This window comes from Rhizobacter sp. P3_C12 (genome assembly GCF_056402735.1).
In genome coordinates, this window is record NZ_JBFUGW010000015.1 from 1 (window position 1) to 25,536 (window position 25,536).

Annotated in this window: 26 protein-coding genes; 21 read left to right on the top strand and 5 right to left on the bottom strand. The window is 67.7% G+C overall.

The window, feature by feature from the left end; all coding sequences use genetic code 11:
- The 18 genes from AC1DXV_RS04640 to AC1DXV_RS04725 form a co-directional block, all read left to right on the top strand.
- Window positions 1-237 (top strand): carbohydrate porin (locus tag AC1DXV_RS04640; protein ID WP_477932655.1); only part of this gene is annotated, 237 nt, incomplete at its 5' end.
- A 101-nt stretch (window positions 238-338) separates the two neighbouring features.
- Window positions 339-605: a hypothetical protein gene (locus tag AC1DXV_RS04645; RefSeq protein ID WP_477873458.1), complete on the top strand. Its 267-nt coding sequence runs from the start codon at window positions 339-341 to the stop codon at window positions 603-605.
- Entirely contained in the window at window positions 598-1,335 is a 738-nt protein-coding gene (locus tag AC1DXV_RS04650; protein ID WP_477873457.1) for a Fic/DOC family protein, read from the top strand. The genes AC1DXV_RS04645 and AC1DXV_RS04650 overlap by 8 nt, the downstream gene beginning before the upstream one ends.
- 152 nt (window positions 1,336-1,487) lie before the next feature.
- Entirely contained in the window at window positions 1,488-2,522 is a 1,035-nt protein-coding gene (gene xylF / locus AC1DXV_RS04655; protein WP_047591886.1) for a D-xylose ABC transporter substrate-binding protein, read from the top strand.
- A 53-nt stretch (window positions 2,523-2,575) separates the two neighbouring features.
- A complete protein-coding gene (locus tag AC1DXV_RS04660; RefSeq protein WP_477865899.1) occupies window positions 2,576-3,706 on the top strand; it encodes a sugar ABC transporter permease in 1,131 nt (376 codons plus the stop codon).
- Window positions 3,706-4,470 (top strand): ATP-binding cassette domain-containing protein, encoded by a 765-nt coding sequence (locus AC1DXV_RS04665; protein ID WP_477865892.1) that lies wholly within the window; start codon window positions 3,706-3,708, stop codon window positions 4,468-4,470. The genes AC1DXV_RS04660 and AC1DXV_RS04665 overlap by 1 nt, the downstream gene beginning before the upstream one ends.
- A 133-nt stretch (window positions 4,471-4,603) precedes the next feature.
- Window positions 4,604-5,191, top strand: coding sequence for a DUF2889 domain-containing protein (locus tag AC1DXV_RS04670; protein ID WP_477932657.1), 588 nt, complete (start codon window positions 4,604-4,606; stop codon window positions 5,189-5,191).
- A gap of 32 nt (window positions 5,192-5,223) precedes the next feature.
- A complete protein-coding gene (sucC, locus tag AC1DXV_RS04675) occupies window positions 5,224-6,399 on the top strand; it encodes an ADP-forming succinate--CoA ligase subunit beta (RefSeq protein WP_477865894.1) in 1,176 nt (391 codons plus the stop codon).
- A 34-nt stretch (window positions 6,400-6,433) separates the two neighbouring features.
- Window positions 6,434-7,327 carry a succinate--CoA ligase subunit alpha gene (sucD, locus tag AC1DXV_RS04680; RefSeq protein ID WP_477932659.1) on the top strand — a complete coding sequence of 298 codons (894 nt, stop codon included), beginning with the start codon at window positions 6,434-6,436 and terminating at the stop codon, window positions 7,325-7,327.
- 163 nt (window positions 7,328-7,490) lie between these two features.
- Window positions 7,491-8,198: a TerC family protein gene (locus tag AC1DXV_RS04685; RefSeq protein WP_477865896.1), complete on the top strand. Its 708-nt coding sequence runs from the start codon at window positions 7,491-7,493 to the stop codon at window positions 8,196-8,198.
- Window positions 8,199-8,233: 35 nt separating this feature from the next.
- Entirely contained in the window at window positions 8,234-9,643 is a 1,410-nt protein-coding gene (locus AC1DXV_RS04690) for a serine/threonine-protein kinase (RefSeq protein ID WP_477865897.1), read from the top strand.
- A gap of 48 nt (window positions 9,644-9,691) precedes the next feature.
- A complete protein-coding gene (locus AC1DXV_RS04695) occupies window positions 9,692-10,474 on the top strand; it encodes a Stp1/IreP family PP2C-type Ser/Thr phosphatase (protein ID WP_047501166.1) in 783 nt (260 codons plus the stop codon).
- A 67-nt stretch (window positions 10,475-10,541) separates the two neighbouring features.
- The gene (locus tag AC1DXV_RS04700) at window positions 10,542-11,210 is read left to right on the top strand and encodes an FHA domain-containing protein (protein WP_047501168.1); all 669 of its coding nucleotides are present in this window, start codon (window positions 10,542-10,544) and stop codon (window positions 11,208-11,210) included.
- 196 nt (window positions 11,211-11,406) lie between these two features.
- A complete protein-coding gene (locus AC1DXV_RS04705; RefSeq protein ID WP_477932661.1) occupies window positions 11,407-12,183 on the top strand; it encodes an MBL fold metallo-hydrolase in 777 nt (258 codons plus the stop codon).
- 215 nt (window positions 12,184-12,398) lie between these two features.
- Window positions 12,399-12,869, top strand: a complete 471-nt coding sequence (locus tag AC1DXV_RS04710; RefSeq protein WP_477932663.1) for a pilin — start codon at window positions 12,399-12,401, stop codon at window positions 12,867-12,869.
- A gap of 82 nt (window positions 12,870-12,951) precedes the next feature.
- A complete protein-coding gene (locus AC1DXV_RS04715; RefSeq protein ID WP_477932665.1) occupies window positions 12,952-14,610 on the top strand; it encodes a PglL family O-oligosaccharyltransferase in 1,659 nt (552 codons plus the stop codon).
- A 40-nt stretch (window positions 14,611-14,650) separates the two neighbouring features.
- A complete protein-coding gene (tfpZ, locus tag AC1DXV_RS04720) occupies window positions 14,651-15,421 on the top strand; it encodes a TfpX/TfpZ family type IV pilin accessory protein (protein ID WP_477932667.1) in 771 nt (256 codons plus the stop codon).
- Window positions 15,421-17,193 carry a PglL family O-oligosaccharyltransferase gene (locus AC1DXV_RS04725; RefSeq protein ID WP_477864149.1) on the top strand — a complete coding sequence of 591 codons (1,773 nt, stop codon included), beginning with the start codon at window positions 15,421-15,423 and terminating at the stop codon, window positions 17,191-17,193. Before tfpZ ends, AC1DXV_RS04725 begins: the two co-directional genes overlap by 1 nt.
- Here the strand turns inward: AC1DXV_RS04725 and AC1DXV_RS04730 are convergent.
- A complete protein-coding gene (locus AC1DXV_RS04730; protein ID WP_477864148.1) occupies window positions 17,175-17,912 on the bottom strand; it encodes a glycosyltransferase in 738 nt (245 codons plus the stop codon). The two genes, AC1DXV_RS04725 and AC1DXV_RS04730, sit on opposite strands and share 19 nt — an antisense overlap.
- A gap of 53 nt (window positions 17,913-17,965) precedes the next feature.
- On the opposite strand from AC1DXV_RS04730, the gene AC1DXV_RS04735 reads away from it, so the two are divergent.
- Both AC1DXV_RS04735 and AC1DXV_RS04740 read left to right on the top strand, forming a co-directional pair.
- Window positions 17,966-18,922 (top strand): glycosyltransferase family protein, encoded by a 957-nt coding sequence (locus tag AC1DXV_RS04735; protein ID WP_477864147.1) that lies wholly within the window; start codon window positions 17,966-17,968, stop codon window positions 18,920-18,922.
- Window positions 18,919-19,848: a glycosyltransferase family 2 protein gene (locus tag AC1DXV_RS04740; RefSeq protein ID WP_477864146.1), complete on the top strand. Its 930-nt coding sequence runs from the start codon at window positions 18,919-18,921 to the stop codon at window positions 19,846-19,848. The genes AC1DXV_RS04735 and AC1DXV_RS04740 overlap by 4 nt, the downstream gene beginning before the upstream one ends.
- A gap of 10 nt (window positions 19,849-19,858) precedes the next feature.
- Here AC1DXV_RS04740 and AC1DXV_RS04745 read toward each other — a convergent pair whose 3' ends face one another.
- The 3 genes from AC1DXV_RS04745 to AC1DXV_RS04755 are packed head-to-tail and all read right to left on the bottom strand — an operon-like array spanning window position 19,859 to window position 23,773.
- A complete protein-coding gene (locus AC1DXV_RS04745) occupies window positions 19,859-20,629 on the bottom strand; it encodes a glycosyltransferase domain-containing protein (RefSeq protein ID WP_477864145.1) in 771 nt (256 codons plus the stop codon).
- Entirely contained in the window at window positions 20,620-22,533 is a 1,914-nt protein-coding gene (gene asnB / locus AC1DXV_RS04750) for an asparagine synthase (glutamine-hydrolyzing) (protein ID WP_477864144.1), read from the bottom strand. The genes AC1DXV_RS04745 and asnB overlap by 10 nt, the downstream gene beginning before the upstream one ends.
- A gap of 1 nt (window position 22,534) precedes the next feature.
- Window positions 22,535-23,773, bottom strand: a complete 1,239-nt coding sequence (locus AC1DXV_RS04755) for a lipopolysaccharide biosynthesis protein (RefSeq protein WP_477864143.1) — start codon at window positions 23,771-23,773, stop codon at window positions 22,535-22,537.
- A 110-nt stretch (window positions 23,774-23,883) separates the two neighbouring features.
- Between AC1DXV_RS04755 and AC1DXV_RS04760 the strand changes: the two genes are divergently transcribed.
- Complete coding sequence (locus tag AC1DXV_RS04760; RefSeq protein WP_477864142.1) at window positions 23,884-25,011, top strand: MraY family glycosyltransferase; 1,128 nt, start codon at window positions 23,884-23,886, stop codon at window positions 25,009-25,011.
- A 7-nt stretch (window positions 25,012-25,018) separates the two neighbouring features.
- On the opposite strand, the gene moaC is transcribed toward AC1DXV_RS04760, so the two are convergent.
- Window positions 25,019-25,534, bottom strand: coding sequence for a cyclic pyranopterin monophosphate synthase MoaC (moaC, locus tag AC1DXV_RS04765; RefSeq protein ID WP_477864141.1), 516 nt, complete (start codon window positions 25,532-25,534; stop codon window positions 25,019-25,021).
- Between the last annotated feature and the right edge of the window lie 2 nt (window positions 25,535-25,536).

The following is a 25,536-nucleotide window of genomic DNA, read 5'->3' on the forward strand; positions in this document are numbered from 1 at the left end:
GTGCAGAAGAAGCCGGACGGCAGCGACACGCAGAAGCTGGCGAAGCTGACGTTCGCGCCGACGCTGTCGACGGGCCCGGGCTTCTGGAACCGTCCGGAACTGCGCCTGTACGTGACCACGGCCAAGTGGAACGCGGCCGCCAACGCGGCCGAGAACGGCGGCGCCGGCGTCACCAACCGCGCCAACGGCGACACCAAGGGCACGTCCTATGGTGCGCAGGCCGAGATCTGGTTCTGATCGACGGACCTGCTGACGACTCCTTTCGAAGGGCCCTGCGGGGCCCTTTTTATTGCAGCGCCTCCGTAGAATGAAGCCTTTCCTGTTCGAAGGCGCCAGAGATGAAGCCTCGCACCGACACCGTGCCGCACCAGTCGAGCGTCAGCGTGCGTCAGTACGTTGTGGACCTCGCCCGTCAGCATCGGGTCTCCTACACAAGGACCTTTGCAGACGAGTGGGCTGAAGCGGCGACCCGACTTGCCGGCGATGACGTGCAGTCCGATGAAACCGCGGACCTGCTGGTGGCATTGAAGCGAGCCCACAAGGTCACGGACAGTGAGATGACCGCCTTGCTCGTCAACCACCTGAGGGAGAGGAAGGGTGTTTGACCCCTTCAAGGATTTCGCGACCGCGGGTTATCTCCGCAATTCCGCAGGCGAGAAGGATCTGCGGATCGTGAAGCGTGTCGAGCACGAGCTTTTCCGCGCCAATCTGCCTGATGCGGTGGCGTTTCTCGCGAAGCTTCCGAGCGTCGCCTATGCGGACTTCCTCGAAGTCCACCGGCTCCTGTTTCGGGGCCTCTATCCGTGGGCCGGACAGGATCGCCTTGTCGTGGCTCCGGAATGTGCCATCTCCAAGGGGGAGACCTTGTTCTCGCACCCGGCCTCTGCTCGCTTGGCTGTCGAAGAAGGACTTCGCCTGGGGCACGACAACAAGAGGATGAGCGAAGCGCCGGGCTTGGTGATGGGGCTCTTTGCCTACGGGCACCCATTTCTGGACGGAAATGGTCGAACGATGCTGATCGTGCATGCGGAGTTGTGCCATCGTGCAGACTTCTCCATCGACTGGCACGGGACGCGCAAGCCCGAGTATCTGCGGGCACTGAGCGACGAGATTGCTTCCCCCGGCAAGCGCATCCTCGATGACTACCTGTTGCGCTACATCGGTCCGCGTCAGGATCGCTCCATCTGGACGCAGGTTGCGCCGTCTCTTGAGGGGCTCGACGGACTGCCCTCCCTGGATCGGGTCGAAGGCAATTTCGGTGATGAAGCGATCGCGAGAAAGTACGACCAGTTCGACCGCGAAAGAAAAAAGGGTTACCAGTCCGGAGCCGCTTGACCGCGGCTCAGGGCTTCTCCCGATGTGGGCTTGGCCGCGAGAAGTCACATTTCGTTCGTCACTCAAACTATGTCGACGCGGCCCAACTTGCGCCCGCCGGCGGCCGAAGTGATGCTCCCACAAGACAGACCCCCACAAGACAGGAGAGAGACATGCAGTTCAAGCACACCCTGGGCGCCGTCGCGTTCGCGCTCGCTTTCGGATCCCTCAGCACCGCCGCCCAGGCGCAGCTCACCGTCGGCGTCAGCTGGTCGAACTTCCAGGAAGAACGCTGGAAGACCGACGAGGCGGCCATCAAGGCCCAGCTCGAGAAGCTCGGCGCCAAGTACGTGAGCGCCGATGCCGGCGGCTCGCCCGAGAAGCAGCTGGCCGACATCGAGGGCCTGATGTCCAAGGGCGCCAAGGTGCTGATCGTGCTGGCGATGGACAAGGACGCGATCCTGCCGGCCGTCAACAAGGCCGCGAAGCAGAAGGTGCCGGTGGTGGCCTACGACCGCCTGATCGAGGCGCCCGGCGTCTTCTACATCACCTTCGACAACAAGGAAGTCGGCCGCCTGCAGGCGCGCGCCGTCTTCAAGGCCCAGCCCAAGGGCAACTACGTGATGATCAAGGGCTCGCCGACCGACCCGAACGCGAACTTCCTGCGCGAAGGCCAGCAGGAGGTGATCGACGCCGCCGTCAAGAAGGGTGACATCAAGATCGTCGGCGAGGAGTACACCGACGGCTGGAAGCCCGAGGTCGCGCAGAAGAACATGGAGCAGATCATCACGAAGAACGGCGGCAAGATCGACGCGGTGGTCGCGTCGAACGACGGCACCGCCGGCGGCGTGGTGGCCGCGCTCACCAGCAAGGGCATCAAGGGCATCCCGGTGTCGGGCCAGGACGGCGACTTCGCCGCGCTGAATCGCGTGGCCGCCGGCTCGCAGACGGTGTCGGTCTGGAAGGACGCGCGTGACCTGGGCCGTGAAGCGGCCAGCGCCGCGGTGGCGCTCGGCGGCGGCAAGTCGCCCGAGAAGGCCGTCAGCTGGAACGGCGGCGAGAAGAAGATCGCGCTGCAATCGCGCTTCCTCGCGCCGGTGGCGATCACGCGCGACAACCTCGATGTCGTCGTGAAGGCCGGCTGGATCAAGAAGGACGAGCTGTGCAAGGGCGTGACGGGCGACAAGGTGCCCTCGGCCTGCAAGTGAGTCCACTGATCGAGCAGTTGCGCCGCGCCGCCGTCGACTGGCGGCTGGTGCTGATGGGGCTGGTGCTCGCCGTGATGTCGCTGGTGTTCCACGCGATGTCCGGCGGCATCTTCCTGTCGCCGGAGAACCTCTACAACATCGCGCAGCAGACGGCGGTGGTCGGCATCGTCTCGACGGTGATGGTGCTGGTGATCGTCGCCCGCCACATCGACCTGTCGGTCGGCTCGACGATGGGCTTCGTCGGCGTGCTGATCGCCTACCTGCAGTACACCGCGGGCTGGTCGTGGCAGGCCGCGTGCCTGGCCGGCCTGGCGGTCGCGCTGCTGGTGTCGGTGTACCAGGGCGGGCTGACGGCGGTGCTCGGCGTGCCGTCGTTCGTCGTGACGCTGGGCGGGCTGATGTCGTTCCGCGGCGCGGCCTTCCTGGTCGCCGACGGCAAGACCCAGCCGGTCAGCGACGATTTCTTCGTCAACCTCGGCGGTGGTTATGACGGCGCGATCGGCGTCGGACCGAGCTGGGTGCTGGGCGCGCTGCTCGGCGCGGCGCTGGTCGTGCGCATGCTGCTGCGCCGACGCGCCAGGCAGCGCCACGGCATGGCCCGGCAGCCGCTGTGGGTCGACGCGCTGCTGGTCGGGCTGACGATCGCGCTGCTGCTCGGCTTCGTCGCCGTGATGTCGGCGTACCGGATCTCGTCGAAGACCGAGGCGCAGGGCATCCCGGTGCCGGTGCTGATCTGGGGCGTGGTGGCCGCCGGGCTGTCGTTCATCGTGCACCGCACCCGCTTCGGCCGCTATGTGTTCGCGATGGGCGGCAACCCCGATGCGGCGGCGCTGGTCGGCATCCCGGTGCGGCGCGTCACGCTGATGCTGTTCGCGCTGCTGGGCGTGCTGATCACGGTGGCGGCGATCGTCTCGGTGGCGCGCCTGAACGCCGGCACCAACTCGCTGGGCAGCGGCATGGAGCTCTACGTGATCGCCGCCGCGGTGATCGGCGGCACCGCCTTGTCCGGCGGCAGCGGCTCGATCCTCGGCTCGGTGCTGGGGGCGCTGATCATGCAGTCGCTCGACAGCGGCATGCTGCTGCTCGACGTGCCGATCGGCAAGCGCATGGTGATCATCGGGCAGGTGCTGATCGTGGCCGTCGTGTTCGACGTGCTGTACCGCCGCTACGTGCAGGAAAGCTGATGGAACCCCTCGTCGAACTGGTCGACATCCACAAGGCCTTCGGCGGCGTGCGCGCCGTCGAGGGCGTCAACCTGAACCTCTTTCCCGGCGAGGTGGTCGCTCTGCTCGGCCACAACGGCGCCGGCAAGTCGACGCTGATGAAGATGCTGGCCGGCGCCTACCCGATCGACAGCGGCGAGACCCGCATCGGCGGGCAGAAGGTGCACATCCGCACGCCGGCCGAGGCGCAGTCGCACGGCATCGAGACGATCTACCAGACGCTCGCGCTGGCCGACAACCTCGACTCGGTCGCCAACCTGTTCCTCGGCCGCGAGAAGCTCACACCGTGGCGCACGCTGGACGACCACTTCATGGAGGTGCAGGCGCGGCAGGTCTTCCAGCGCCTCAACAAGAACTTCACCAACATCCGCACGCCGGTGCGCCGGCTGTCGGGCGGGCAGCGCCAGGTGGTCGCGATCTCGCGGGCCATCTACTTCAACGCGCGCATCCTGGTGATGGACGAGCCCTGCGCGGCGCTCGGCCCGGAGGAGACGCGCATGGTCGGCAACCTGGTGCGCCAGCTGAAGTCCGAAGGCGTCGGCATCTTCCTGATCAGCCACGACATGCCCGACGTGTTCGAGCTCAGCGACCGGCTCGCGGTGATGAAGAACGGCAAGCTGGTCGGCACCTACCGCACCGCCGACGTGACCGAGGACGAGGTGCTCGGCATGATCATCCTCGGCAAGCAGCCGGTGGGCAAAACGCAGGCATTTGCGCCGGTTTGACAGCCCGCCCCGCCGCTTGCTGCGGTGCGGGATGCTACATTTCGGGGGTTTGCCCTAGGGCCCGCGCGGGCCGATGCCTTCCGGCTCGCCCGCGGCTGTAACCACCCTGAAACCCATCCCGATCGCTGTCCTGATGGCCTTGCCCACCGCCGCGCCCGAGCGTCAGCTCAAGCATCGACGCAGCATCGACGTGCGCGTCTATGCGCGCGGCAACGGCCTGTGGGAGGTCGACGCCCACCTCGGCGACATCAAGACCCGCGACGCCACGCTGGGTGGCCAGGTGCGCCACGCCGGCGACCCGATCCACGACATGCTGCTGCGCCTGGTGATCGACGAGGCGTTCAACATCGTCGAGGCCGGCTCCGAGACCCGCTGGATGCCGTACCCCGGCCACTGCGACGACCTCGGCGATGCCTATGGCGCGCTGGTCGGCCTGAACCTGATGCAGGGCTTCCGCGCCGCGGTGCGCCAGCGCCTCGGCGGCGTGCTGGGCTGCACCCATCTGACGGAAATGACCCAGGTGCTGCCGACCGCCGTCGTGCAGGCCTTCGCCGGCGAGGTGCTGGACACGCGGGAGGACAATGCGTCCGGCCGCCAGCCGTTCCAGCTCGACCGCTGCCACGCACTGCGCACCGACGGCCCGGTGGTGCGCACCTTCTACCCCCGCTGGTACCGAGCGTTGCCTGTGCCAGGCACCCCCATCGACGGGCCTGCCCGTTGAATATCTTCAGAAACTGAGCGAGAGAGTCCGCGATGAAAATCCATGAGTACCAAGGCAAGGAAATCCTGCGCCAGGCCGGTGTCCCGGTCCCGAAGGGCTACCCGGCATTCAGCGTGCTGGAAGCCACCGAGGCGGCCCAGAAGCTGGGCGGCCCGGTCTGGGTCGTGAAGGCGCAGATCCATGCCGGCGGTCGCGGCAAGGGCGGCGGCGTGAAGCTCGCGCGCTCGCTCGACGACGTGAAGAAGCTGTCGGGCGAGATCCTCGGCATGCAGCTGAAGACCCACCAGACCGGCCCCGAAGGCCAGAAGGTGCGCCGCCTGCTGATCGAGGAAGGTGCCGACATCAAGAAGGAGTACTACGTTGCCGCCGTCACCGACCGCGCGACGCAGAAGGTCGCGATGATGGCCAGCAGCGAAGGCGGCATGGACATCGAAGAGGTGGCCCACAGCACCCCCGAGAAGATCCTGAAGGTCTTCATCGACCCGCTGACCGGCATGACCGACACGCAGGGCTACGAGCTCGCCAAGGGCATCGGCGTGCCCGAGGCCTCGCAGGCGCAGGCCGTCGACGTCTTCAAGAAGCTGTACGGCTGCTACATGAGCACCGATGCCTCGCTGGCCGAGATCAACCCGCTGATCCTCGAAGGCAACGGCAGCATCAAGGCGCTCGACGCGAAGTTCAACTTCGACTCGAACGCGCTGTTCCGCCACCCCGAGATCACCGCCTACCGCGACCTCGACGAAGAGGATCCGGCCGAGATCGAGGCCAGCAAGTTCGACCTCGCGTACATCCAGCTCGACGGCAACATCGGCTGCCTGGTGAACGGCGCGGGCCTCGCGATGGCGACGATGGACACCATCAAGCTGTTCGGCGGCGAGCCGGCCAACTTCCTGGACGTGGGCGGCGGCGCCACCGCCGAGAAGGTCACCGAGGCCTTCAAGATCATGCTGAAGAACCCCAAGGTGAAGGCGATCCTCGTCAACATCTTCGGCGGCATCATGCGCTGCGACACCATCGCCGAAGGCGTGATCGCCGCGTGCAAGGCGGTCAACCTGTCGGTGCCGCTGGTCGTGCGCATGAAGGGCACGAACGAAGACCTCGGCAAGAAGATGCTGGCCGACAGCGGCCTGCCCATCATCAGCGCCGACTCGATGGCCGAAGCGGCCCAGAAGGTCATGGGCGCCCTGAAGGCCCCCCTGAAGGCCTGAGCCTCCGCGCGACGACCCTCCAAGGAAAAATTCCATGAGCATCCTGATCAACAAAGACACCAAGGTCATCACGCAGGGCATCACCGGCAAGACGGGCCAGTTCCACACCCGCATGTGCCGCGACTACGCGAACGGCAAGAACTGCTTCGTCGCCGGCGTGAACCCGAAGAAGGCCGGTGAAGATTTCGAAGGCATCCCGATCTTCGCGAACGTGCGTGACGCGGCCGCCAGCACCGGCGCCACCGTCAGCGTGATCTACGTGCCGCCGGCCGGTGCCGCGGCCGCCATCTGGGAGGCCGTCGAGGCCGACCTGGATCTCGCCATCTGCATCACCGAAGGCATTCCCGTGAAGGACATGCTGGAAGTGCGCAACAGGATGAAGCAGAAGGAAGCCAAGGGCGGCAAGCAGACGCTGCTGCTCGGCCCGAACTGCCCCGGCCTGATCACGCCGGACGAGATCAAGATCGGCATCATGCCGGGCCACATCCACCGCAAGGGCCGCATCGGCGTGGTCTCGCGCTCGGGCACGCTGACGTATGAAGCGGTCGCGCAGCTCACCGAGATCGGCCTTGGCCAGTCGAGCGCGGTCGGCATCGGCGGCGACCCGATCAACGGGCTCAAGCACATCGACGTGATGCGCATGTTCAACGACGATCCCGAGACCGATGCCGTCATCATGATCGGCGAGATCGGCGGCCCGGACGAGGCGGATGCCGCCCGCTGGTGCAAGGACCACATGAAGAAGCCGATCGTCGGCTTCATCGCCGGCGTCACCGCGCCCCCCGGCAAGCGCATGGGCCATGCCGGCGCGCTGATCTCGGGCGGCGCCGACACGGCCGATGCCAAGCTGGAGATCATGGAGGCCTGCGGCTTCACCGTGACGCGCAACCCGTCGGAGATGGGCAAGCTGCTGAAGGGCCTGCTCTGAGCACGCTCGCCTAGTCGCCCGAGAAGGGGCCGCCTGCGAAGGCGGCCTTTTTTTTGAGGGGGACGCCTGGCCGCTGTGGAAACTACAGAAGCCGGGCGCCCGTTGGCTGAAAGACAATCCGGCCTTTCCCAGGCACACACAACAACCAGGAGGATCCAAACCCATGGACTTCACGTCAGGAGCCCTGTGGGGCGCCTTCGGCGCCATCATCGCCGCCAACATCCTGCTGTCGGGCGACAACGCCGTGGTCATCGCGATGGCCGCCCGTTCGTTGCCGCATGAGCAGCAGAAGAAGGCCATCTTCTGGGGCAGCGCCGCCGCGATCGTGATGCGGATCGTGCTGACCATCGTCGCGGTGCAGCTGCTGCAGCTGCCCTACCTGAAGGTGATCGGCGGCGTGCTGCTGCTGTGGATCGGCGTGCAATTGCTGGTCGACTCGGAAGACGACGGCGAGGTCAAGTCGCACGGCACGATGGGCGCGGCGATCCGCACCATCCTGGTCGCCGACCTGGTGATGAGCGTCGACAACGTGCTGGCCGTGGCCGGCGCCGCCGACCGGGCGCCCGAGGGCGCGCGGCTGCCGCTGCTGATCGTCGGCCTGGCGCTGTCGATCCCGCTGATCATCGCCGGCAGCACGCTGCTGATGAAGATCATGGACCGCTTCCCGATCATCATCACGCTGGGTGCGGCGCTGCTGGGCTTCCTGGCGGGCGAGATGTTCGTCAGCGACCCGTTGACCCGCGACTGGTTCCACGCCAACGTGCCGGAGGCCGACTTCATCGTCGGCGGCGTGTGCGCGGTGCTGGTGGTCGTGATCGGCCTGTGGCTGCAGAAGCGCGGCGCGGCGGCGAAGGCGCACGCGAAGGAATGAGCGTGTGATATGGTGCCCGCTCCATCATTTCCACGGTGCGGGCCATCGCCTTGGGGCAAGCAAGGAGCGTCATTCACTGCTGGTTTCGACGGAGCGCCGGCCTGAGCCTGGCAGGGCTTGCGGCCGCGCCTGCGCTGGCCCGTCCCGGCGCCGATGCGCTGCTCAGCGGCGGCCTCATTCCTCCTGAGCCCTCGTTCAATGCGGCGGCGACGCTCGTCGTCGTCGCGCTGCTGCTGGCCGCCGGGCTGGCGCATGTGCTGCTGGTGTTGCCGCGCCTGGAGACCGGTCGCGGCCGCCTCGTGAGCGGCGTGCTGGGCGCAGCGCAGATCCTGATCGCCTGGGGCCTGCTGCCTGCCGCCATCTGGGTGCCGTGGCTGCTGCCGCTGGCCGCGCTGGTCGCCGGGCACCTGGGATTCGAGCGCGGGCTGGCGGGGCGCCGGGTGGTGGCGCCCGAACCCCCCGGACTGCCCGCCCTCGATCTCGCGGCTACCCTGCCGCGCGCCGGTGCCGAAGGCAGCATGCTCGGCCGCTACCGCGTCGAACGCGAACTCGGCCGCGGCGCGATGGGTGCCGTCTACCTCGGCCGCGACAGCAAGATCGGCCGCATGGTCGCGATCAAGACGATGGCGCTGAGCCAGGAGTTCGAGGGCGACGAGCTGGACGAGGCGCGGCGCCGCTTCTTCCGCGAGGCCGAGACGGCAGGGCGCCTGCAGCACCCCGACATCGTGACGATCTTCGACGCGGGCGAGGACCAGGAGCTGGCCTACATCGCGATGGAATACCTGAAGGGCGAGGACCTGCAGCGCCACAGCCAGCCCGGCCGGCTGCTGCCGGTGCCGCAGGTGCTGCGCATCGTCGCGCGCGTCGCCGAGGCGCTGGCCTATGCGCACAGCCAGGGCGTGGTGCACCGCGACATCAAGCCGGCCAACGTGATGGTCGACCTGGCGCGCGACCTGGTGAAGGTCACCGATTTCGGCATCGCGCGGATCTCCGATTCGAGCCGCACCCGCACCGGCATGGTCCTCGGCACGCCGTCGTTCATGTCGCCCGAGCAGATGGCCGGCCTGCGCGTGGACGGGCGCAGCGATCTCTACTCGCTCGGCGTGATGCTGTTCCAGCTGCTCACCGGCCTGCTGCCGCACCGCTCGGAATCGATGGCCACGCTGATGCACCAGATCGCCAACGAGCCGGCGCCCGACGTGCGCAGCTTGCGCCCCGAGCTGCCGGAAATGCTGGCCGACGTGGTCACGCTCGCGGTCGAGAAGCGGCCCGAGGTGCGCTATGCCGACGGCCGGCAGATGGCCTCCGACCTGCGGCAGATCGCCTCGCTGATGGACGCCGCGGCGCTGGCGCCGCCGCCCGCCGTAGGATCGCCACCCCCCGATTCCAGCGGATTCACGGCGACCGTGAAGTTCGATCGCGCCGATCCAAGGCACAATTCCTGACCCCCTCGGTTTGAAGGTTCGATGACTCTGCCCGTGTCCGCCACCGCCATGTCGCTTGAATTCTTCAGTGCCACGGACACCGGCCGAGCGCGCAACAACAACGAGGATTCGGTCGCCGTCCACGAGGCTTCGGCGCTGGTCGTGCTGGCCGATGGCATGGGTGGCTACAACGCCGGCGAGGTCGCCAGCGGCATGGCCACCTCGTTCATCAAGACCGAACTGGGCCGCTGGCTGCAAGAGGCCTCGGGCAACGCGTCCGACACCGACGTGCGCCGTGCGATGGACATCTGCGTCGACAACGCGAACCGGGCGATCTTCAACGCCGCCAATTCCAACCCGCAGTACGCCGGCATGGGCACCACGCTGGTGGTCGGCGCGTTCCGCGACGGCCGGCTGCTGATGGGTCACGTCGGCGATTCGCGCGGCTACCGCTTCCGTGCCGGCAGATTGCAACAGATCACGCACGACCATTCGCTGCTGCAGGAGCAGATCGATTCCGGGCTGATCACGCCGGAACAGGCTGCTTTCTCCGCCAACAAGAACCTCGTGACACGCGCGGTCGGCGTCGAAGACACCGTGTTGCTGGAGACCCACCTGCACGACCTGATGCCGGGCGACATCTACTTACTCTGCTCCGACGGGCTGTCTGACATGCTGGACGATGAAAGCATCGGCCAGGTGTTGCAGGCGCACGACTCGCTCGACGAGGCGGGTGCGGCGCTGATTGACGCAGCCAATGATGCGGGTGGAAAGGATAATATTGCGGTGGTCCTGGTTCGGGTACGGGGCCAGAGCATCGCGCCACGGTCCTGGTGGCCGTTCAGGCGTTGAGGCGCCAGCACATTGCACGGGGCCCGCGTTCGGTGCCCAGACATACAAGAGAGACTAGAGGTCAAGCATGGGCAAGTTGGTCGTATCGCTCGACGGGGTCGTGATCAAGGAAGTGCAGATCACCAAGGACAAGACGACCCTTGGCCGGCGGCCCTACAACGACATCGTGATCGACAACCTGGCCGTCAGCGGCGAGCACGCGGTGCTGCAGATGGTCGGCTCCGATGTGTTCATCGAAGACCTGAACAGCACCAACGGCACCTACATCAACGGCAAGGCCGTCAAGAAGCAGCTGCTGGCGCACAACGACACCGTCGAGATCGGCAAGTACAAGATCAAGTACCTGGTCGAGGACGGCACCGACTACGAGAAGACGATGATCATGAAGCCCGGCGCTGCGCCGGTGCCTTCGGCCCAGGGCTTTGCGCAGACGCTGGCGCCGGCCTCGGGCTTCGGCGGGCTCGCCGCGTCGTCGAACCCGGCCACCATCAAGGTGCTGAACGGGGCGGCGGCGGGCCGCGAGGTCGCGCTCACCAAGGTGGTCACCACCGTCGGCAAGCCCGGCGTGCAGGTCGCGTCCATCACCAAGCGCCCCGGCGGCTATGTGTTCGCCCACGTCGAAGGCGCCACGCGCCCGACGATCAACGGCAACCCGCTGGCCAGCGACACGCTGCCGCTGAAGAACGGTGACGTGATCGAACTCGCCGGCACGCAGATGCAGTTCGTGCAGGCCTGACGGGCTCGGCACCCGACGAGATTTTCTGTAGCCCGGCCGGCGTGAAGCAATTCACGTCGATCCCGAATGCCGGGTGTCGAGGTGTTCAAGGCGGGCCGAATCGCGGCTTCGCACCTTGCATCACCGGGCGGTCGCGGTCAGCATTCAGCGTTCTGTCCTGCTGGCGTGCGCGTGCCGCGCGCCTCCTGCCACCGCCATGAAAATCCGCGTCCTCGGGTGCTCCGGGGCCATTGCCGCAGGCAGCCGGACCACCGCCTTCCTGGTCGATCACGATGTGCTCGTCGATGCGGGCACCGGCGTGGGCGACCTGTCGCTCGATGAGCTGGCGCAGATCGACCACATCCTGATCAGCCACTCGCACCTCGACCACATCCTGTCGATCGGGCTGCTGGCCGACAGCGTGATGCGCCGGCGCATGGCCGCAGGCCGGCCGCCGATCCAGGTGCATGCGCTGCCGCAGACACTCGAGGCGCTGCGCCAGCACATCTTCAATGGCGTGATCTGGCCCGACTTCACGCGGCTGCCCAGCCGTGAGCAGCCGGTGCTGCAGCTGCGCCCGTTCGAGGTCGGCCAGCAATTGATGCTCGGCGGCAAGACATTCGAGGTGCTGAGCGCGGCGCACACGGTGCCGGCGGTCGGCTTCGGGTTGAAGGGCGCCGACGGCTGGTGGATCTACACCGGCGACACCGGGCCCAATCCGCTGCTGTGGGAGCGGCTGTCTGAAATGACGGTGGCGCACCTGGTGATCGAAACCGCGTTCAGCGACGACGAGCGCCAGCTGGCGCGCATCAGCCGGCACCTGTGCCCGGCGGCGCTGGGCCACGAACTCGGATCGCTGAAGGGCAGCGTCAATGTGCACATCACGCACATCAAGCCGGGCGAGGTCGACTCGGTGATGCAGGAAGTTGCCAACCTCGTCACGCCGCATCGCATCGCCGCGCTGCAGGCGGGTCAGATGATCGAACTGGCCTGAAGCATCTGACAACGGATTTCGCGGGGCCGGTGACAACTTCGGAGTGACGCTTTTCGTCAATCCAGAACCGGTGCAGTAGGCGATTGGTGCGGACGGTGACCGCCCGCGTCAGAACTGCGGGCGAAATTCACATCAAAACTAGGGATTGAGCTTGGCACGAGGACTGCATCTTGTCTGGCGTGTCCCACCCGTTCCCATCTCAGGAGCTCTACACCATGAAGCGCGTTCAACAAGGTTTTACCCTCATCGAACTGATGATCGTCGTTGCGATCATCGGTATTCTGGCTGCCGTCGCTCTGCCGGCTTACCAGGACTACACCATCCGTGCCAAGAACTCGGAAGTCATCCTGGCTGCGTCGGCTTGCCGCACCACGATCACTGAAGTGTTCCAGTCCGGAAGCTCCGTTCCTCAAGCAGCGAACAGCTGGGGCTGCGAGGCGAGCACCGCTTCGTCGCAATATGTCGCCCAGATTGCCACGGCGGCCACCACCGGCATCATCACCGTGACCAGCCAAGGCATCAAGAACATGGCTAACGGCGGTGTGGGCGGCAAGGTCACCCTGATCCCCTACAAGGATGCTGCCACCACCGCTCCGACGGCTGGCGACTCCGTCTACCGCTGGGTTTGCGGCGGCACGGGCACCGACATCCTGGCGAAGTTCCTGCCGGGTTCGTGCCGCGGCTGATCCGCATCGCTGATTTTTCAGCAGACAATGGCGGCCCTCGGGCCGCCATTTTCATTTTCCAAGCCCGTTTCCAGCGCACCCGATGCTCGAACTGCTGTCCCTGCTGGCCCTGGTGGCCGCCTGGCTGGTCCCGGATCATTACCCACCGTGGACATCGTTCTACAACGAGGTCTGTGCGGCGATCGCGTTGTTCGCCCTTGCGCTGGATGCCGGCCGCGGCTGGTTGCGTGAACGCCTGCCGGTCGTGTTCTGGTTCGTCTGTGCAGTGGCGCTCATCCCACCCGTGCAATGGCTGTGCGGCCGGCTGGTCTTTGCCGGCGACGCCTGGGTCGCGGCCTTCTACGTGATGGTTTTTGCTTCGGCGATCGGCGTCGGGTATGTGCGCGCCGGAATCAAACCGAGATTCGCCGAAGTGCTGTCCACCGTCTTGCTGGTGGGTGCCGTCGCTTCGAGTGTCCTCGCACTGGGACAGGCGCTGGAGTTGCCGATGGGCCTGTGGGCCGTCGAGATCCCGTCCGCCTTCCGTCCGTCGGCCAATCTGGGCCAGCCCAACAATCTGGCGACCCTGATCGGCATGGCCGGGGTCGGCCTGCTCTACCTGTACGAGCTGYGCCGCGTGGGCGGGATGTCGTCTGCCGCGCTGCTGGCGCTGCTGCTGACGGCGATGGCCGTGACGCAGTCGCGCACGGCCCTCGCATTCGGCCCCGTCGTGCTGGGTGGCATGCTGCTGATGAGGCGACGCGTCGGGTTCCGCACGCCACTGTCCGCGGTGGCTGCCGTCACGGCCTGCCAGTTCCTGCTGATGTGGATCTGGCCGCAAGTGCAGTCGGCGCTGCTGCTGACCAGCACGAACCCGCTCGGCGCACGGGCCTTGTCGTCGAATCGCTTCGTCGTGTGGCCGCAGCTGGTGGAGGCTCTCAACCACTCGCCCTGGAGCGGCTACGGCTGGCTTCAGGTCGGCGAAGCCCAGCTCAGCATGGCCGGACCGGGCGTGCAGTTCAACGAACTCTGGCTGCATGGTCACAACCTGTTCCTCGAGTTGCTGCTCTGGTGCGGCTATCCGCTGGGTGGCCTGCTCGGCCTGTGCATCGTCGCCTGGGCCGTCAGCCGGACCTTCTCCGTGCGCAGCCTGCCGGGTGCAGCCGGCGTGCTGACGCTGGCCGTGGTCGGCGCGCACAGCATGATCGAGTTACCGTACCACTACCTCTACCTGCTGGTGCCGGTCGGTCTGTGGATCGGCATCATCGAGCGCGATGTTCCCGGTCGCTTGAATTTCCCGGCGCGATGGGGCGTCCCGGCCGTGGCCGCCAGCGCGGCACTGGGGGTCGCGCTGACCTGGAACTATCGCGAGGTCGAAGAGGATTTCCGCCTGATCCGTTTCGAGAAGTCCGGCATCGGCCGATTGAGAGCGGCCCAGCCGGCACCGGACGCGCCGTTGCTGTCCTCGCTGACCTCATTCCTGCGGCTGTCTCGCCTGCCGCTCACGCCGGAACTGTCCGATGCGGATCTGGCCGAGTTGGCGCAGCTCATGCGACGCTACCCCTATCCCGCATCGATCTCGCGCTACGCTGCCGCGCTGGCACTGAAAGGTCGAGCCGATGAGGGCAGGCAGGTCTTCACGGGCATTCAATCGATCTACGGTGGCAAGATGGCCAGGAGCGAGCGGAAGGTCCTGCTCGAACAAGGCGAGCAGGCACAGCAGCCGAAGCTGGTCGAATTCGCAGCGACACTGCCCGATTGAGTTGCCGGCCTCGTTTCACAACCTCGCTTTCAGAGATGCCATGGACATCTTCCACGCCCTCCCACGCCGCGTCCGCGCCACGTCCTTGCATGTCCTCGTCAGCGCCTGCATCGCAGCGCTGGCGAGCGTGCTGGTGTTCCTGGTCTGGTACCCGAGCCCGTACGGTGAGCTCACCGGGGGCTTGAACCTGTTCGTCCTCCTGACGGCCGTCGACCTGGTACTCGGTCCGGTGCTGACGGCCGTTGTGGCCGCGCCGGGCAAGCCGATGCGCGAGCTGGTGCGCGACATCGCCGTCATTGCCTGCGTGCAGGTCGCCGCGTTCGGCTATGGCATCTACACGATCGCACTGGCGCGACCTGCCATCGTCGCCTTCGAGGTCGATCGCCTGCGCGTCGTGACGGCAGTCGAGATCGAGACCGAATCGCTGGCCGCCGCACCGCCCGGCATGCGCCAGCTGTCGTGGACCGGGCCGGTCCTGATTGCCGCGCAGAAGCCCACCGCACCGGATGCCGCCTTCCGCGCGATGACGAAGGGCCTGGGAGGCGTGGATCTGTCGATGGACCCGGCCAACTGGTCGGACATCGCCGGCGCACGTGCCGACATGCTGAAGGCCGCCCGCCCGATTTCGGAACTTGCTGCGCACTATCCGGACGCCGGCGCCGCGGTGCAGTCCATCGCCGCCAAGGCGGGCGTGGATGCGGCCAGGCTTCGCTTTCTCCCCTTGATGTCGCGCCGCGAGAGCTGGGTCGTGCTGCTCGACGAACCGCAGGCGAACATCGTCGGCTACCTCCCGCTGGACGGGTTCTTCTGATGCCGCAGCCTTCGCGAGGCGGCCTCGAGGCGCTGCGCATCACGGCCATCCTGGCCGTTGTCGTGCCCGGCGCGCTGGCGTACAACGTCCCGCCTTCCGCGACATTCCTCAACCAGGCCGCGGCACTGGTGGGGTGGGGCGTGTTCCTCTTCCTGATGGTGCTGGCCGGTTGGTTGAAGCCGCGGCCGCCCCTGAACCCGGGCGCTGCCGTCAACAGCCTGCTGGCCGCCTTCGGCCTCATGCTGGCCGGCGTCCTGGCATCGGCCCTGCTGGCGGGCCTGCCCGTGCCGCTTGCGCTCTCGTCGGCCGGGCTGCTGGTGGCGGCCGCGCTCGTCACCTGTGTCGCAGCGGCGGGTGCACGGACCGAGGTCGGAGAGCACGCCTTTCGCGCGTTCTGCGAGGCCCTGGTATGGGCCGGTGTCCTGAGCACCGGCATCGCCCTCGTCCAGACCTTCGCGCCGCAATGGACCAACGGCAACTGGATCGCGCATGTCTCCTCGCCCGGTCGGGTCGGCGCGAACCTGCGGCAGCCCAACCACCTGGCCAGCCTGCTCGTGCTCTCGGCGATTGCGCTGGTGTGGACCCGGGAACGTGCATCGGACGCGCCGAAGAGCACATCCGTCGTGCGCTGGAGCACCGGCCTGTTGCTGCCGCTGTTCATCTTCGGCATCGTGCTGACCGCCTCGCGCACCGGGGCGATCTGCGTTGCGCTGCTGGCGGTCTGGGCCGTGGTGGATCGCCGCATGTCCCGCACGACGCGGTTGCTCCTGTGGGCCGCGCCAGTCGTCTTCGTGCTGGGCTGGGTCGGCATGGACGCCTGGGCCCGCGCCGGCACGCACGCGTTCAGCGGCGATTCGCAGTTGCACCGGTCCGACCTGTCGAGCTCGCGTTTCGCCATCTGGGGGAACACGCTGTCCATGATCGCTGCCCAGCCCTGGACCGGCGTCGGCTGGGGTGAGTTCAACCTGGCCTGGACCTTGTCGGCCTTCCCGGGCCGCCCGACGGCGTTCTTCGACCATACCCACAACCTTCCGCTGCAGCTGCTGGTCGAGCTGGGTTTGCCACTCGGCCTGCTCGTCCTGGGGCTGCTCCTCTACGCGCTGTGGTGTGCGTGCCGCGCGGCCTTGCGCGTCCCGGCCGGGCAGGACAGCAGCAGCCTGCGTGCGGCCACCATGATGGTTCTGACCATGGCCGTGCACAGCCAGCTCGAGTACCCGCTGTGGTACGCGTATTTCCTGCTGCCCACGGTCTTCGCCTTCGGCACGGCACTGTCGCGGGGCGCTGCCGCAAGCGACCCCGCGCGCGGCGGCCGCAGCCTGCCGCCGCTGCTGTTGGCGGTGGCCTGCTGCGGGCTCGTCGCCGGAGGCATCGCCGCGGTGGCCGACTACGCACGCGTCGTCGCGATCTTCTCGCCGCCCGCCGGGGCGGCCAGTCTGCAGGACCGCATCGCCGACGGCCAGCGCAGCTGGTTCTTCGCGCACCACGCGGACTACGCAGCGGTGACGACGGTCGAACACCCTTCGGAAGCGATGCCGTCGTTCCGCAGCGCACCGCACTACCTGCTCGATGCGCGCCTGCTGATCGCGTGGGCACGTGCGCTCGACGAGGCCGGCGATGCGCAGCGTGCACGCTACGTGGCACGGCGTCTGCGAGAGTTCAACAACGACCAGGCCGAAGCCTTCTTCGCGCCCTGCGACGATGCGGCTGTGAAGGACAAGCCCTTCCAGTGCCTGGCTCCCGAGTCTGCGCTCGGCTATCGCGACTTCCGGTAGCGCCAGAACGCGCGCGATGTCCACAGCCGCACGAAGCTCATCAGATGCCATCGCAAATGCCGCCAGCTGCCGCCGCCCGAGGAGCGCCTCGCGTCGTGCACGACCACCGTGTGCGGCAGCACCTCGATGCGCCAGCCCGCGAGCTGCAGGCGCAGGCACAGGTCGACATCCTCGCAGTACAACCGGTAGCCTGCATCGAAACCGGCCAGCTCGCGGAACACCTCGCTTCGCACGGCCATGAACGAGCCGGCCACCCATTCCATGTCCGCCGTCTCGGTGAGCCGCCGGTCCCGGGAGGCAGCCCGACGAACCAGCGACAGCGGCGTCGGGATCCGGCGCCGGAAGTCTTCGACCTGGCCGCGCGCGTCCACCTGCCACGGCACCGCCAGGGCACATCGCGGATGTGCCAGCGCTTGCGCGAGCGCGGCGAACGGATCCTCGTGCAGGCGCACGTCGGGATTGGCGATCACGAACAGCGGGGTTTCGCAGTGACGGAACGCTTCGTTGTGATTCGCGGCGAAGCCTGCCTGCCTCGCGTTGCGGATCGTCAGCACCGGTGCGCCGCCGATCGAGGCCGGTGGGGACCACGGCTCGTCGGTGTTCAGCGTCACGATGATCCGCCTGACGAGATCGCAGCGGATGCGGTCGAGATCCGACAGCAGCAGGCTGGCGAGTTCGCCCTGACCGTGGCTGACGATCGATACGGTGATGTCGTTCATCGGGCGCAAGTCTATGCGTTGCCATGCGGCATGCCGCACCGGGAGCCGCACCCGTGACGCCCGCCTCGACCGTCGCGCCGCCCGACGCGGACGAGATGGCTGCCGTGCTCGTGCTGTTCGACCCGCGGGCCGGCACTGCGGCGTCGATTGCATCGCTGGCAGGCGCCGTGAAGCGGCTGCTCATCGTCGACAACTCGCCGTCGGGCCATCCCGCCGTGGCCGATGCCGTTGCGCTGCCGTCGAATGCCAGCGTGCTGGTCAACGGCAATGCCGGAGGTCTCGCGGGGGCCTACAACGCTGCGCTGCGACGGCTGGGCGATGCCGACGCCGCCGCGCTGCGCCATGTCGTCTTCGTCGACGACGATTCCGACACGGCCAGCCTGTCGGCGTTCCTTGCCCATCCATCGACGCGAAGTGCCTTTTCGCGCAGCGACACCGCGGCCGTGGCGCCCGCCCATCGCGACCGGGCGACCGGGCTGCGGGCCCGCCACCTCGAACTGTCGCGCTGGCGCTTCCATCATCTGCCGCGTGAGTTCACCGGCACGCGGCCGGTCGCCTTCGTCATCAACTCGATGTCGGTATGGAGCCTGGCGGCGCTGCGCCGCGTCGGACCCTACAACGAGGGTCTCGCGGTCGATCACGTCGACACCGAATACTGCATGCGGGCGCGGCGCGCCGGCCTGCACGTGCTCGTCAACGGCGACTGCGAGTTCGCGCACTCGGTGGGCGAGCGAACGGCCTACCGCGTGCTCGGCATGACGCTCCAATCGGGCGGCCACAGTCCGCGACGGCGCGGCATGATCGGGCGCAACACCATGTGGCTCGCGACCCGTTATGCCCTGGTCGAGCCGGCATTCTCGGCACTCTGCCTGCTTCGTCTCGCCTATGAAGCGACCGGCATCGCATTGGTCGAGGACCGGCGGCTGGCCAAGCTCGCCCGCCTGTCGAGCGGGGCGCTCGCGGGGATCTTCGGCCTCGCCCGTCCGCTGCCGGCCGGGATTCGCCGATGATTGCTTCCGCGCGCACGGCCGCGCAGCGCGTCTGCGCGGTCATCGTCACCTTCGAGCCCGATCCCGCGCGCCTGCAGTTGTTGCTCGACGCGCTGCACGGCCAGGTCGTACATGCCGTGGTCGTCGACAACGCGAGCGGCGGCATGCCCGGCCGCCTCGAATCGACGCTGTCAGGCGTCGAGCTTGTGCGCCTGCCCGAGAACCGCGGCGTCGCCGCGGCGCAGAACATCGGCATCCGGCGCGCGTTGGAGCGTGGCAGCGACTTTGTCCTGTTGCTGGACCAGGACAGCGTTCCGGCGACGGACATGGTGTCCGAGCTCGTCTGCGCAGCCGATGCCATGCGCCTCGCCGGCCATCGTGTCGCCGCTGTCGGACCGGCATTGCAGGGCAGTGGCGTGACGGCCGATTTCGTCCGCTTCGGGTGGTTCGGCTACCGCAGGCTGGCGGCGTCGACGGCACGGCCCTGGGTTGCCTGCGACATGCTGATCGCATCCGGCTGCCTCGCCACGCGGGCCGCGCTTGAAACAGTCGGGGACATGGATGAAAGCCTGTTCATCGACAAGGTCGACACCGAGTGGTGCCTGCGCGCGCGGTCGCGCGGCTTCATGCTGGCCGGCGTGTCGTCAGCGGTACTCCAGCACCGATTGGGCGAGCACACGCTGCGTGTCTGGTGGATGCGCTGGCGCCAGGTGCCGGCGCATCGGCCCTTCCGCTACTACTACATCGTGCGCAACAGCGTCCTGGTGTGGCGCCGGCCGTACGCCAGTTGGCGCTGGCGCACCGCCGACATCAAGCAGTGCCTCCACATCGTGCTCTTCTTCGGCTTCCTGAGCGAGGCTCGATCGCAGAACCTGCCACCGATGCTGCGCGGACTGCGTGACGGCCTGCTGTCGCGCGCCGGACCCCAGTCGAGCGCGCGCGACTGAGGAAAGCTCGTCAGTTCGAGCCGGCCGGTGGGCCGATCCGCAGCCGGCTTGCCAACCGATCCCACAGCCGGTTGAGCCGGCCCCGCATCAGGATGCGCGATGGCACGGGTCGGCGGTGACCCTCGCGCAACCGGAAATACCGCTGTGTGAAACGAGGATCGCTCGGGCCGAGGTTTCCGATCGGCACGCCCAGCTTCCACGCCAGGAACGGAAGGCTGATCTGGTCGCGCCGGACGCCGCTGCGGTATGCCGCCCACCACGCCGCCATCAGGCGCTGGACGCCAGGTGAAGCGTGGCGGCGCACGATCACGCCGGCCTCATGGAGGCCGTGTCCGCGCGGAAAACCCTCGGCCGCATAGCCGCGCATCTGGCGCCGGATGGTCGCCGACCAGGCGTATCCGATCGCGGCGCACTCTTCGGCTTCCTGGTAGGCGCAGTCGCGAAACGGGTGCGCATAGAGCGACAGGTCGTGGCTGGCGAGCGCGTTCGCGGCCATCGGACGAGGATCCGAGATGATCTGGATGTTTCCGTCCACGTAGAGACTCGCCTCGTGCTCCGGGAAAATCAGGTGCGGGTGCATCTTGGCGTAGCGGTTCAACTCCGGCGCGCTCAGCGGCATGGCCGGTAGGCGCTGCAGGATCCAGGGCGACGGCACGGACACGGCCGCGTCCGACAGGCAGATGAAGTCGATGTCCGCGCTCTCGACGAGCGGCGCCGGCAGCTCGTCGTAGTTGCCGGCGACGCAGGTGTAGACCAGCAGGCGACCGGTGCTCACAGCCATGCGTCCGCCCAGGCCAGGAAGCTCAGCACGCACCACAGCACGCCGGAGTGGTCGGCCTGGGCCGCCCGATGCTCGGCCAGCAGCCGGGCGCAGAACGGGCGGTTCAACGAGGGCGATCCCTTGCTGCCGTGGATCAGGTCGGCCGCCCAATCGTGCAGGTCTGAACGCAGCCAGTCGGCCAGTGGCGCCGAGAAGCCCTGCTTCGGGCGCTCGACCAACGCGCGCGGCACGTAGCGGTAAAGCAGTTCGCGCAGCACGCGCTTCGATTGGCCCGCACCGACCAGGTACTCGGTGGGCAGCGACGCCGCCAGCTCGGCGACGCGGTGGTCGAGCAGCGGCGCGCGGCTTTCCAGGCTGTTGGCCATGGTGGCACGGTCCACTTTGGCGAGGATGTCGCCCGGCAGATAGGCGCGCTGGTCGAGCAGCATGGCGGCCCGCACGTAATCGGGCTGACGCCCTTGTGCGAGAGGGGCTGGCGCGGAGAAGACGGTCTCCAGGCGGCGCGCACCCGGCACGATGTCGAGGTCATCCTGCGAAACCCGCGCCAGCACCTCGGCAATGTCCGTCGGGCCGCGGGCCGACAGCAAGGCGTGGCGAAGGCGAAGTCGTTGTGCGACCAGGCGCGAAGCGATCGGCCGCGGCAACGGGGCCGACAGCGCCTGGGCAGCGCGCCACGGAACGGCGGCCAGCAGCGCCGCGAATGCATGCCGCCCCGGCAGGCCCGCGTAGCGCCTGCCGACCAGGTACTTCGGATAGCCGCCGAACACCTCGTCGCCGCCGTCGCCGGACAGCGCCACGGTGAGATCCCGGCGAACCAGTCCGGCCAGCAGGAAGGTCGGGATCTGGGACGAGTCGCCGAGCGGCTCGTCATACAGCGTCGGCAACTGCGGAATCACGGCGCGCGCGTGGGCACTGCTGACGTAGAGCTCGGTGTGCAGGGTCTGCAGGTGCTGTGCGACCGCACGCGCGTGCGGGGCCTCGTCCGAGGCGGGCGAGTCGAAACCGATGCAGTACGTCCGGATCGGCGTGGCGGACTGCGCCTGCATCAGCGCCACGATGGTCGAGGAGTCGATGCCGCCGGACAGCATCGCGCCGAGCGGAACGTCCGCCTGCATCTGTCCCTTCACGGCATTCCGAAGCAGGGTGTCCAGTGCGCCGACCGCGTCCTCGAAGCTGCCCTCGAAGGGCTTTGCCAGGCCCTGCGCGAAAGCGTCCTCGGCACGCCAGTAGTGATGGAAGGTCGGTGCAGCCGAGGCTGCGTCGATGTCCAGCTGCAGGATGGCCGCCGGTTCCAGCTTGTGCACGTTCTCATAGATGCTGTGCGGCGCGGCGATGTAGCCGAAGCGCATCAGCTGGGCCACCGCATGCAGGTTCAAGCGCCGCTCGAACGATGGATGGGCCGCCAACGCCTTCAACTCGGACGCGAACAGGAAGCTGTTGTGTTGGCGGGTGTAGTAGATCGGCTTCTCGCCGAACCGGTCTCGCGCCAACGCCAGCCGCCGCTGCTGCCGGTCCCACAAGGCGATCGCGAACATGCCGACGCAGCGGGTCAACGCAGCGGCGAGCCCCTGCTCCTCGATCAGCGCCAGCAGGACTTCGGTGTCGGAGTGGCCCTTGAACACCGCGCCGCGTGCGACGAGTTCGTTGCGCAGGCTGGCGTGGTTGTAGATCTCGCCGTTGAAGGCCAGCACGTAGCGCCCGCTGGTGCTGAGCATCGGCTGGTGGCCGGAGGGCGAGGTGTCGACGATCGCCAGTCTCAGGTGCCCGATCGCGACGCCGTCGTGCAGCCAGGTTCCGCTGTCGTCGGGTCCGCGATGCGCGATGCGGGCCAGCATCTCGCGCAAGGTGCTTTCGGCAGCCTCCGTGGCCCGCGAGAGGTCGATGAATCCGGCGATGCCGCACATGTCAGGTCTCCTGCGCTTCGTCTCGCGACCGCCAGTAGTGGATTCCGACCATCAGCACGACGAGCTGCGAGCAGACCAGGGTGGCCATCCAGCCGGTGGGTCCGAATGCCGCGATGGCGGGAATGCCGACCAGGACACAGATGCCGAGGACTGCGAGGTTCAGCGACATCACCTTCGGCTTGCGATGGCTCAAGGTCAGGTATCCCGTCAATGCCGGACCGAATATGCCGACCACCAGCCACCCGAGGCCCCAGGCCAGCAAGGACCGCGTGTCCTCGGCTGTCGTGCCGAAGATGAACGCCGACAACGGCTCGCGGCAAGTCCATATGATGCCGGCCAGCAGCGTTGTCGCCGCGAGATGAGCCCCGATGAGCTGGGTAAGCAGGCGCCAATAGGCGCGCCGGTCGTTGACGTAGCTGCTGGCCAGGCGCGGGTAGGCGGCGACGTAGGTCAGCTGGCATGCCGCCGCCAGCGCGTTGACCACACGCTCGACGGCGCTGTAGCTGCCGGCCGACGACGCACCGGCCACCTGGTTGATCAGGATCGGGCCCGCCACGGTGTACAACGCGGAGGCCAGTTGGGAAGCGAACAGCGGCCAGTCCTCTCGCAGCAGCGGCAACGGGCGGCTGTTGCGTACGGTGTCGCGCCGCAGGCCGGCGAGCCGCCAGGCCGAGCACAAGGTGACCAGGCCGACGAACACGCCTCCGAACGACAACGACACGGCGGCGGCCACCACCGATACGGTGCCGTTGCCGACGACCCCCCACCACCCGAGCGCCAGCGCCCCGCACGAGCCCACGATGGCGGCGAGCGCAACCCGGAGGAAGCGTCCCTGGAACTGCAGAAACCAGCTCGCATTGGCCGCTGCACCGATCGGGACCAGCAGCAGCACGAGCCAGCTCCCGGTGCCAGCGGCGCCGGGAGGGGCCTGCGTGGCGGCCACGAGCACCATCAGCGGCAGCACGACGGCCAGCAGAGTGGCCTTGCCCACCACGACATCGGCCAGGATCGTGTCCGTCGCGGACGGGTCGCCGGCCAGGCGCTGCGGGCCAGTCAGCTGGAATGCGTACTGCGTGATGAGCCCTCCGAAGCCTGCCCACGCGAGGGCCACTGCCAGGTGGCCATAGTTCGCCAGACCGATTGAGCGCACGATGTGGGGCACGAGCAGCAGCGGCACCAGCGCCCCCGCCGCGTACTGGAACAGCAGGATCGCATTGGCCTTCGCGATGTGGCGGATCATGCCGGGAGCGTCATTCGCCGGATCGGTGCGGCACGCGCGGCCCGGGCCCATGAGCTTCTGCTACCGTAGCGCGTGCGCTCGCCGCCCTGCTGCGCCTTCCCGCAAAACCCATGACCAGTTTCGTCGTTGCGCTGTTGATTTCATTCGTCATATCCGGGCTCATTATCCGGGTCTCGCGTCGGCATGGATCCTTGCCTTGGGACGACACCCGGACCGGCGTGCAGAAGTTCCACGCCGTGTCGACGCCGCGCGTCGGAGGCCTGGCCTTGCTGGTGGCGATGCTCGGGCTGGCACTGTTGATGACGGCCACTGCTCCGGCGTTGGTGGGCAGTTTTTCGTTGCTGCTGCTGGCCGGTGCGCCGGCGCTGCTGACCGGCCTGGCCGAAGACATGACCAAGCGCGTCGGCGTGCTGCCGCGCCTGCTCGCGACCATGCTGAGCGGTGCCATCGCGTTCTTCTGGCTCGGCGCGGAAGTACGGCGCGTCGATATCGGCTTTCTCGATGCCCTGCTGCTCTATAACGCCGTGAGCCTGCTGCTGAGCACGATGGCCGTCGGCGGACTGGCCAACGCGATCAACATCATTGATGGCTATAACGGACTGGCGGCCGTGGTGGCCAGCGCGATGTTCCTGTCGCTGGCTTACGTGGGCCTGCAGGTGGGGGATCCGCTGATCGTCGCCACCGCGCTGGCCGCCACCGGCGCCCTGGTCGGATTCCTCGTCTGGAACTGGCCACGCGGGCTGATCTTCCTGGGCGACGGCGGCGCGTATTTCGTCGGCTATCTGCTGGCGGTGCTGGTGATCCTGCTGGTGGCGCGGCACCCGCAGGTGTCGGCCTGGTACGCGCTGGTGCTGTTCGTGTACCCGGTGTTCGAGACCGTGTTCTCGGTGTGGCGCCGACGTTTCCTGCGCGGCACGAGCCCCGGCCTGCCGGACGGCCTGCATCTGCACACGCTGATCTTTCGCCGGCTGGTGCGTTGGGCCGTCGGGCGCCAGGAGGCCGCCAGCCTCACGCTGCGCAACAGCCTGACAGCGCCCTATCTGTGGGCGCTGTCGAGCTTCGCCGTCCTGCCGGCATCGCTGCTGTGGCGCCACACCCTCGCACTGCAGATCGTCGCGGCGATCTTCTGCGTGCTGTACGTGTGGCTGTATGCCCGATTGGTGCGGTTTCGCGCACCTCGCGCGCTGATGATCCGTTCCAAGAAGGGCGGGCTGATCAGCCGCTGGCGCGACTTCTGACGCCGGCTCAAGCAGCCGCCACCCAATCCCCCGACTTCCCCCCGTGCTTCTCCAGCACCCGGATCTCCCCCATCACCATCCCGCGGTCGACCGCCTTGCACATGTCGTAGACGGTCAGCAGCCCGACCTGCACCGCCGTCAGCGCCTCCATCTCGACGCCGGTGCGCCCGAGCGTCTCGACCTGCGCGGTACAGCGCACCAGGCTCGCCGCCGCGTCGATCTCGAACTCCACCGCGACCTTGGTGATYGGCAGCGGATGGCACAGCGGGATGAGCTCGGCGGTCCGCTTGCTGGCCTGGATGGCGGCGATGCGGGCGATGCCGATCACGTCGCCCTTCTTGGCCGTGCCGCCCTGGATCAGCGCGAGCGTGGCCGGCTGCATGCGGATCACGCCGGCGGCGCGCGCGATGCGGTGCGTCTCGGCCTTGCCCGACACGTCGACCATGTGCGCCTGCCCCTGCGCGTCGAAATGGGTCAGGCCGCTCGCGGGCTGGGACTGTGCTGGGGGAAGGGGCTTGGACATGA

What these genes read in the sequence shown, in the direction of transcription:
- xylF (WP_047591886.1), top strand. Translation starts at nt 1,488, where the DNA reads ATGCAGTTCAAGCACACCCTGGGCGCCGTCGCGTTCGCGCTCGCTTTC.
- AC1DXV_RS04645 (WP_477873458.1), top strand. Translation starts at nt 339, where the DNA reads ATGAAGCCTCGCACCGACACCGTGCCGCACCAGTCGAGCGTCAGCGTG.
- AC1DXV_RS04700 (WP_047501168.1), top strand. Translation starts at nt 10,542, where the DNA reads ATGGGCAAGTTGGTCGTATCGCTCGACGGGGTCGTGATCAAGGAAGTG.
- AC1DXV_RS04725 (WP_477864149.1), top strand. Translation starts at nt 15,421, where the DNA reads ATGCCGCAGCCTTCGCGAGGCGGCCTCGAGGCGCTGCGCATCACGGCC.
- AC1DXV_RS04745 (WP_477864145.1), bottom strand. Translation starts at nt 20,629, where the DNA reads ATGGCTGTGAGCACCGGTCGCCTGCTGGTCTACACCTGCGTCGCCGGC.
- AC1DXV_RS04730 (WP_477864148.1), bottom strand. Translation starts at nt 17,912, where the DNA reads ATGAACGACATCACCGTATCGATCGTCAGCCACGGTCAGGGCGAACTC.
- sucD (WP_477932659.1), top strand. Translation starts at nt 6,434, where the DNA reads ATGAGCATCCTGATCAACAAAGACACCAAGGTCATCACGCAGGGCATC.
- AC1DXV_RS04740 (WP_477864146.1), top strand. Translation starts at nt 18,919, where the DNA reads ATGATTGCTTCCGCGCGCACGGCCGCGCAGCGCGTCTGCGCGGTCATC.
- sucC (WP_477865894.1), top strand. Translation starts at nt 5,224, where the DNA reads ATGAAAATCCATGAGTACCAAGGCAAGGAAATCCTGCGCCAGGCCGGT.
- AC1DXV_RS04660 (WP_477865899.1), top strand. Translation starts at nt 2,576, where the DNA reads ATGGGGCTGGTGCTCGCCGTGATGTCGCTGGTGTTCCACGCGATGTCC.
- tfpZ (WP_477932667.1), top strand. Translation starts at nt 14,651, where the DNA reads ATGGACATCTTCCACGCCCTCCCACGCCGCGTCCGCGCCACGTCCTTG.
- AC1DXV_RS04710 (WP_477932663.1), top strand. Translation starts at nt 12,399, where the DNA reads ATGAAGCGCGTTCAACAAGGTTTTACCCTCATCGAACTGATGATCGTC.
- AC1DXV_RS04685 (WP_477865896.1), top strand. Translation starts at nt 7,491, where the DNA reads ATGGACTTCACGTCAGGAGCCCTGTGGGGCGCCTTCGGCGCCATCATC.
- AC1DXV_RS04695 (WP_047501166.1), top strand. Translation starts at nt 9,692, where the DNA reads ATGTCGCTTGAATTCTTCAGTGCCACGGACACCGGCCGAGCGCGCAAC.
- AC1DXV_RS04670 (WP_477932657.1), top strand. Translation starts at nt 4,604, where the DNA reads ATGGCCTTGCCCACCGCCGCGCCCGAGCGTCAGCTCAAGCATCGACGC.
- AC1DXV_RS04760 (WP_477864142.1), top strand. Translation starts at nt 23,884, where the DNA reads ATGACCAGTTTCGTCGTTGCGCTGTTGATTTCATTCGTCATATCCGGG.
- AC1DXV_RS04705 (WP_477932661.1), top strand. Translation starts at nt 11,407, where the DNA reads ATGAAAATCCGCGTCCTCGGGTGCTCCGGGGCCATTGCCGCAGGCAGC.
- AC1DXV_RS04755 (WP_477864143.1), bottom strand. Translation starts at nt 23,773, where the DNA reads ATGATCCGCCACATCGCGAAGGCCAATGCGATCCTGCTGTTCCAGTAC.
- AC1DXV_RS04665 (WP_477865892.1), top strand. Translation starts at nt 3,706, where the DNA reads ATGGAACCCCTCGTCGAACTGGTCGACATCCACAAGGCCTTCGGCGGC.
- asnB (WP_477864144.1), bottom strand. Translation starts at nt 22,533, where the DNA reads ATGTGCGGCATCGCCGGATTCATCGACCTCTCGCGGGCCACGGAGGCT.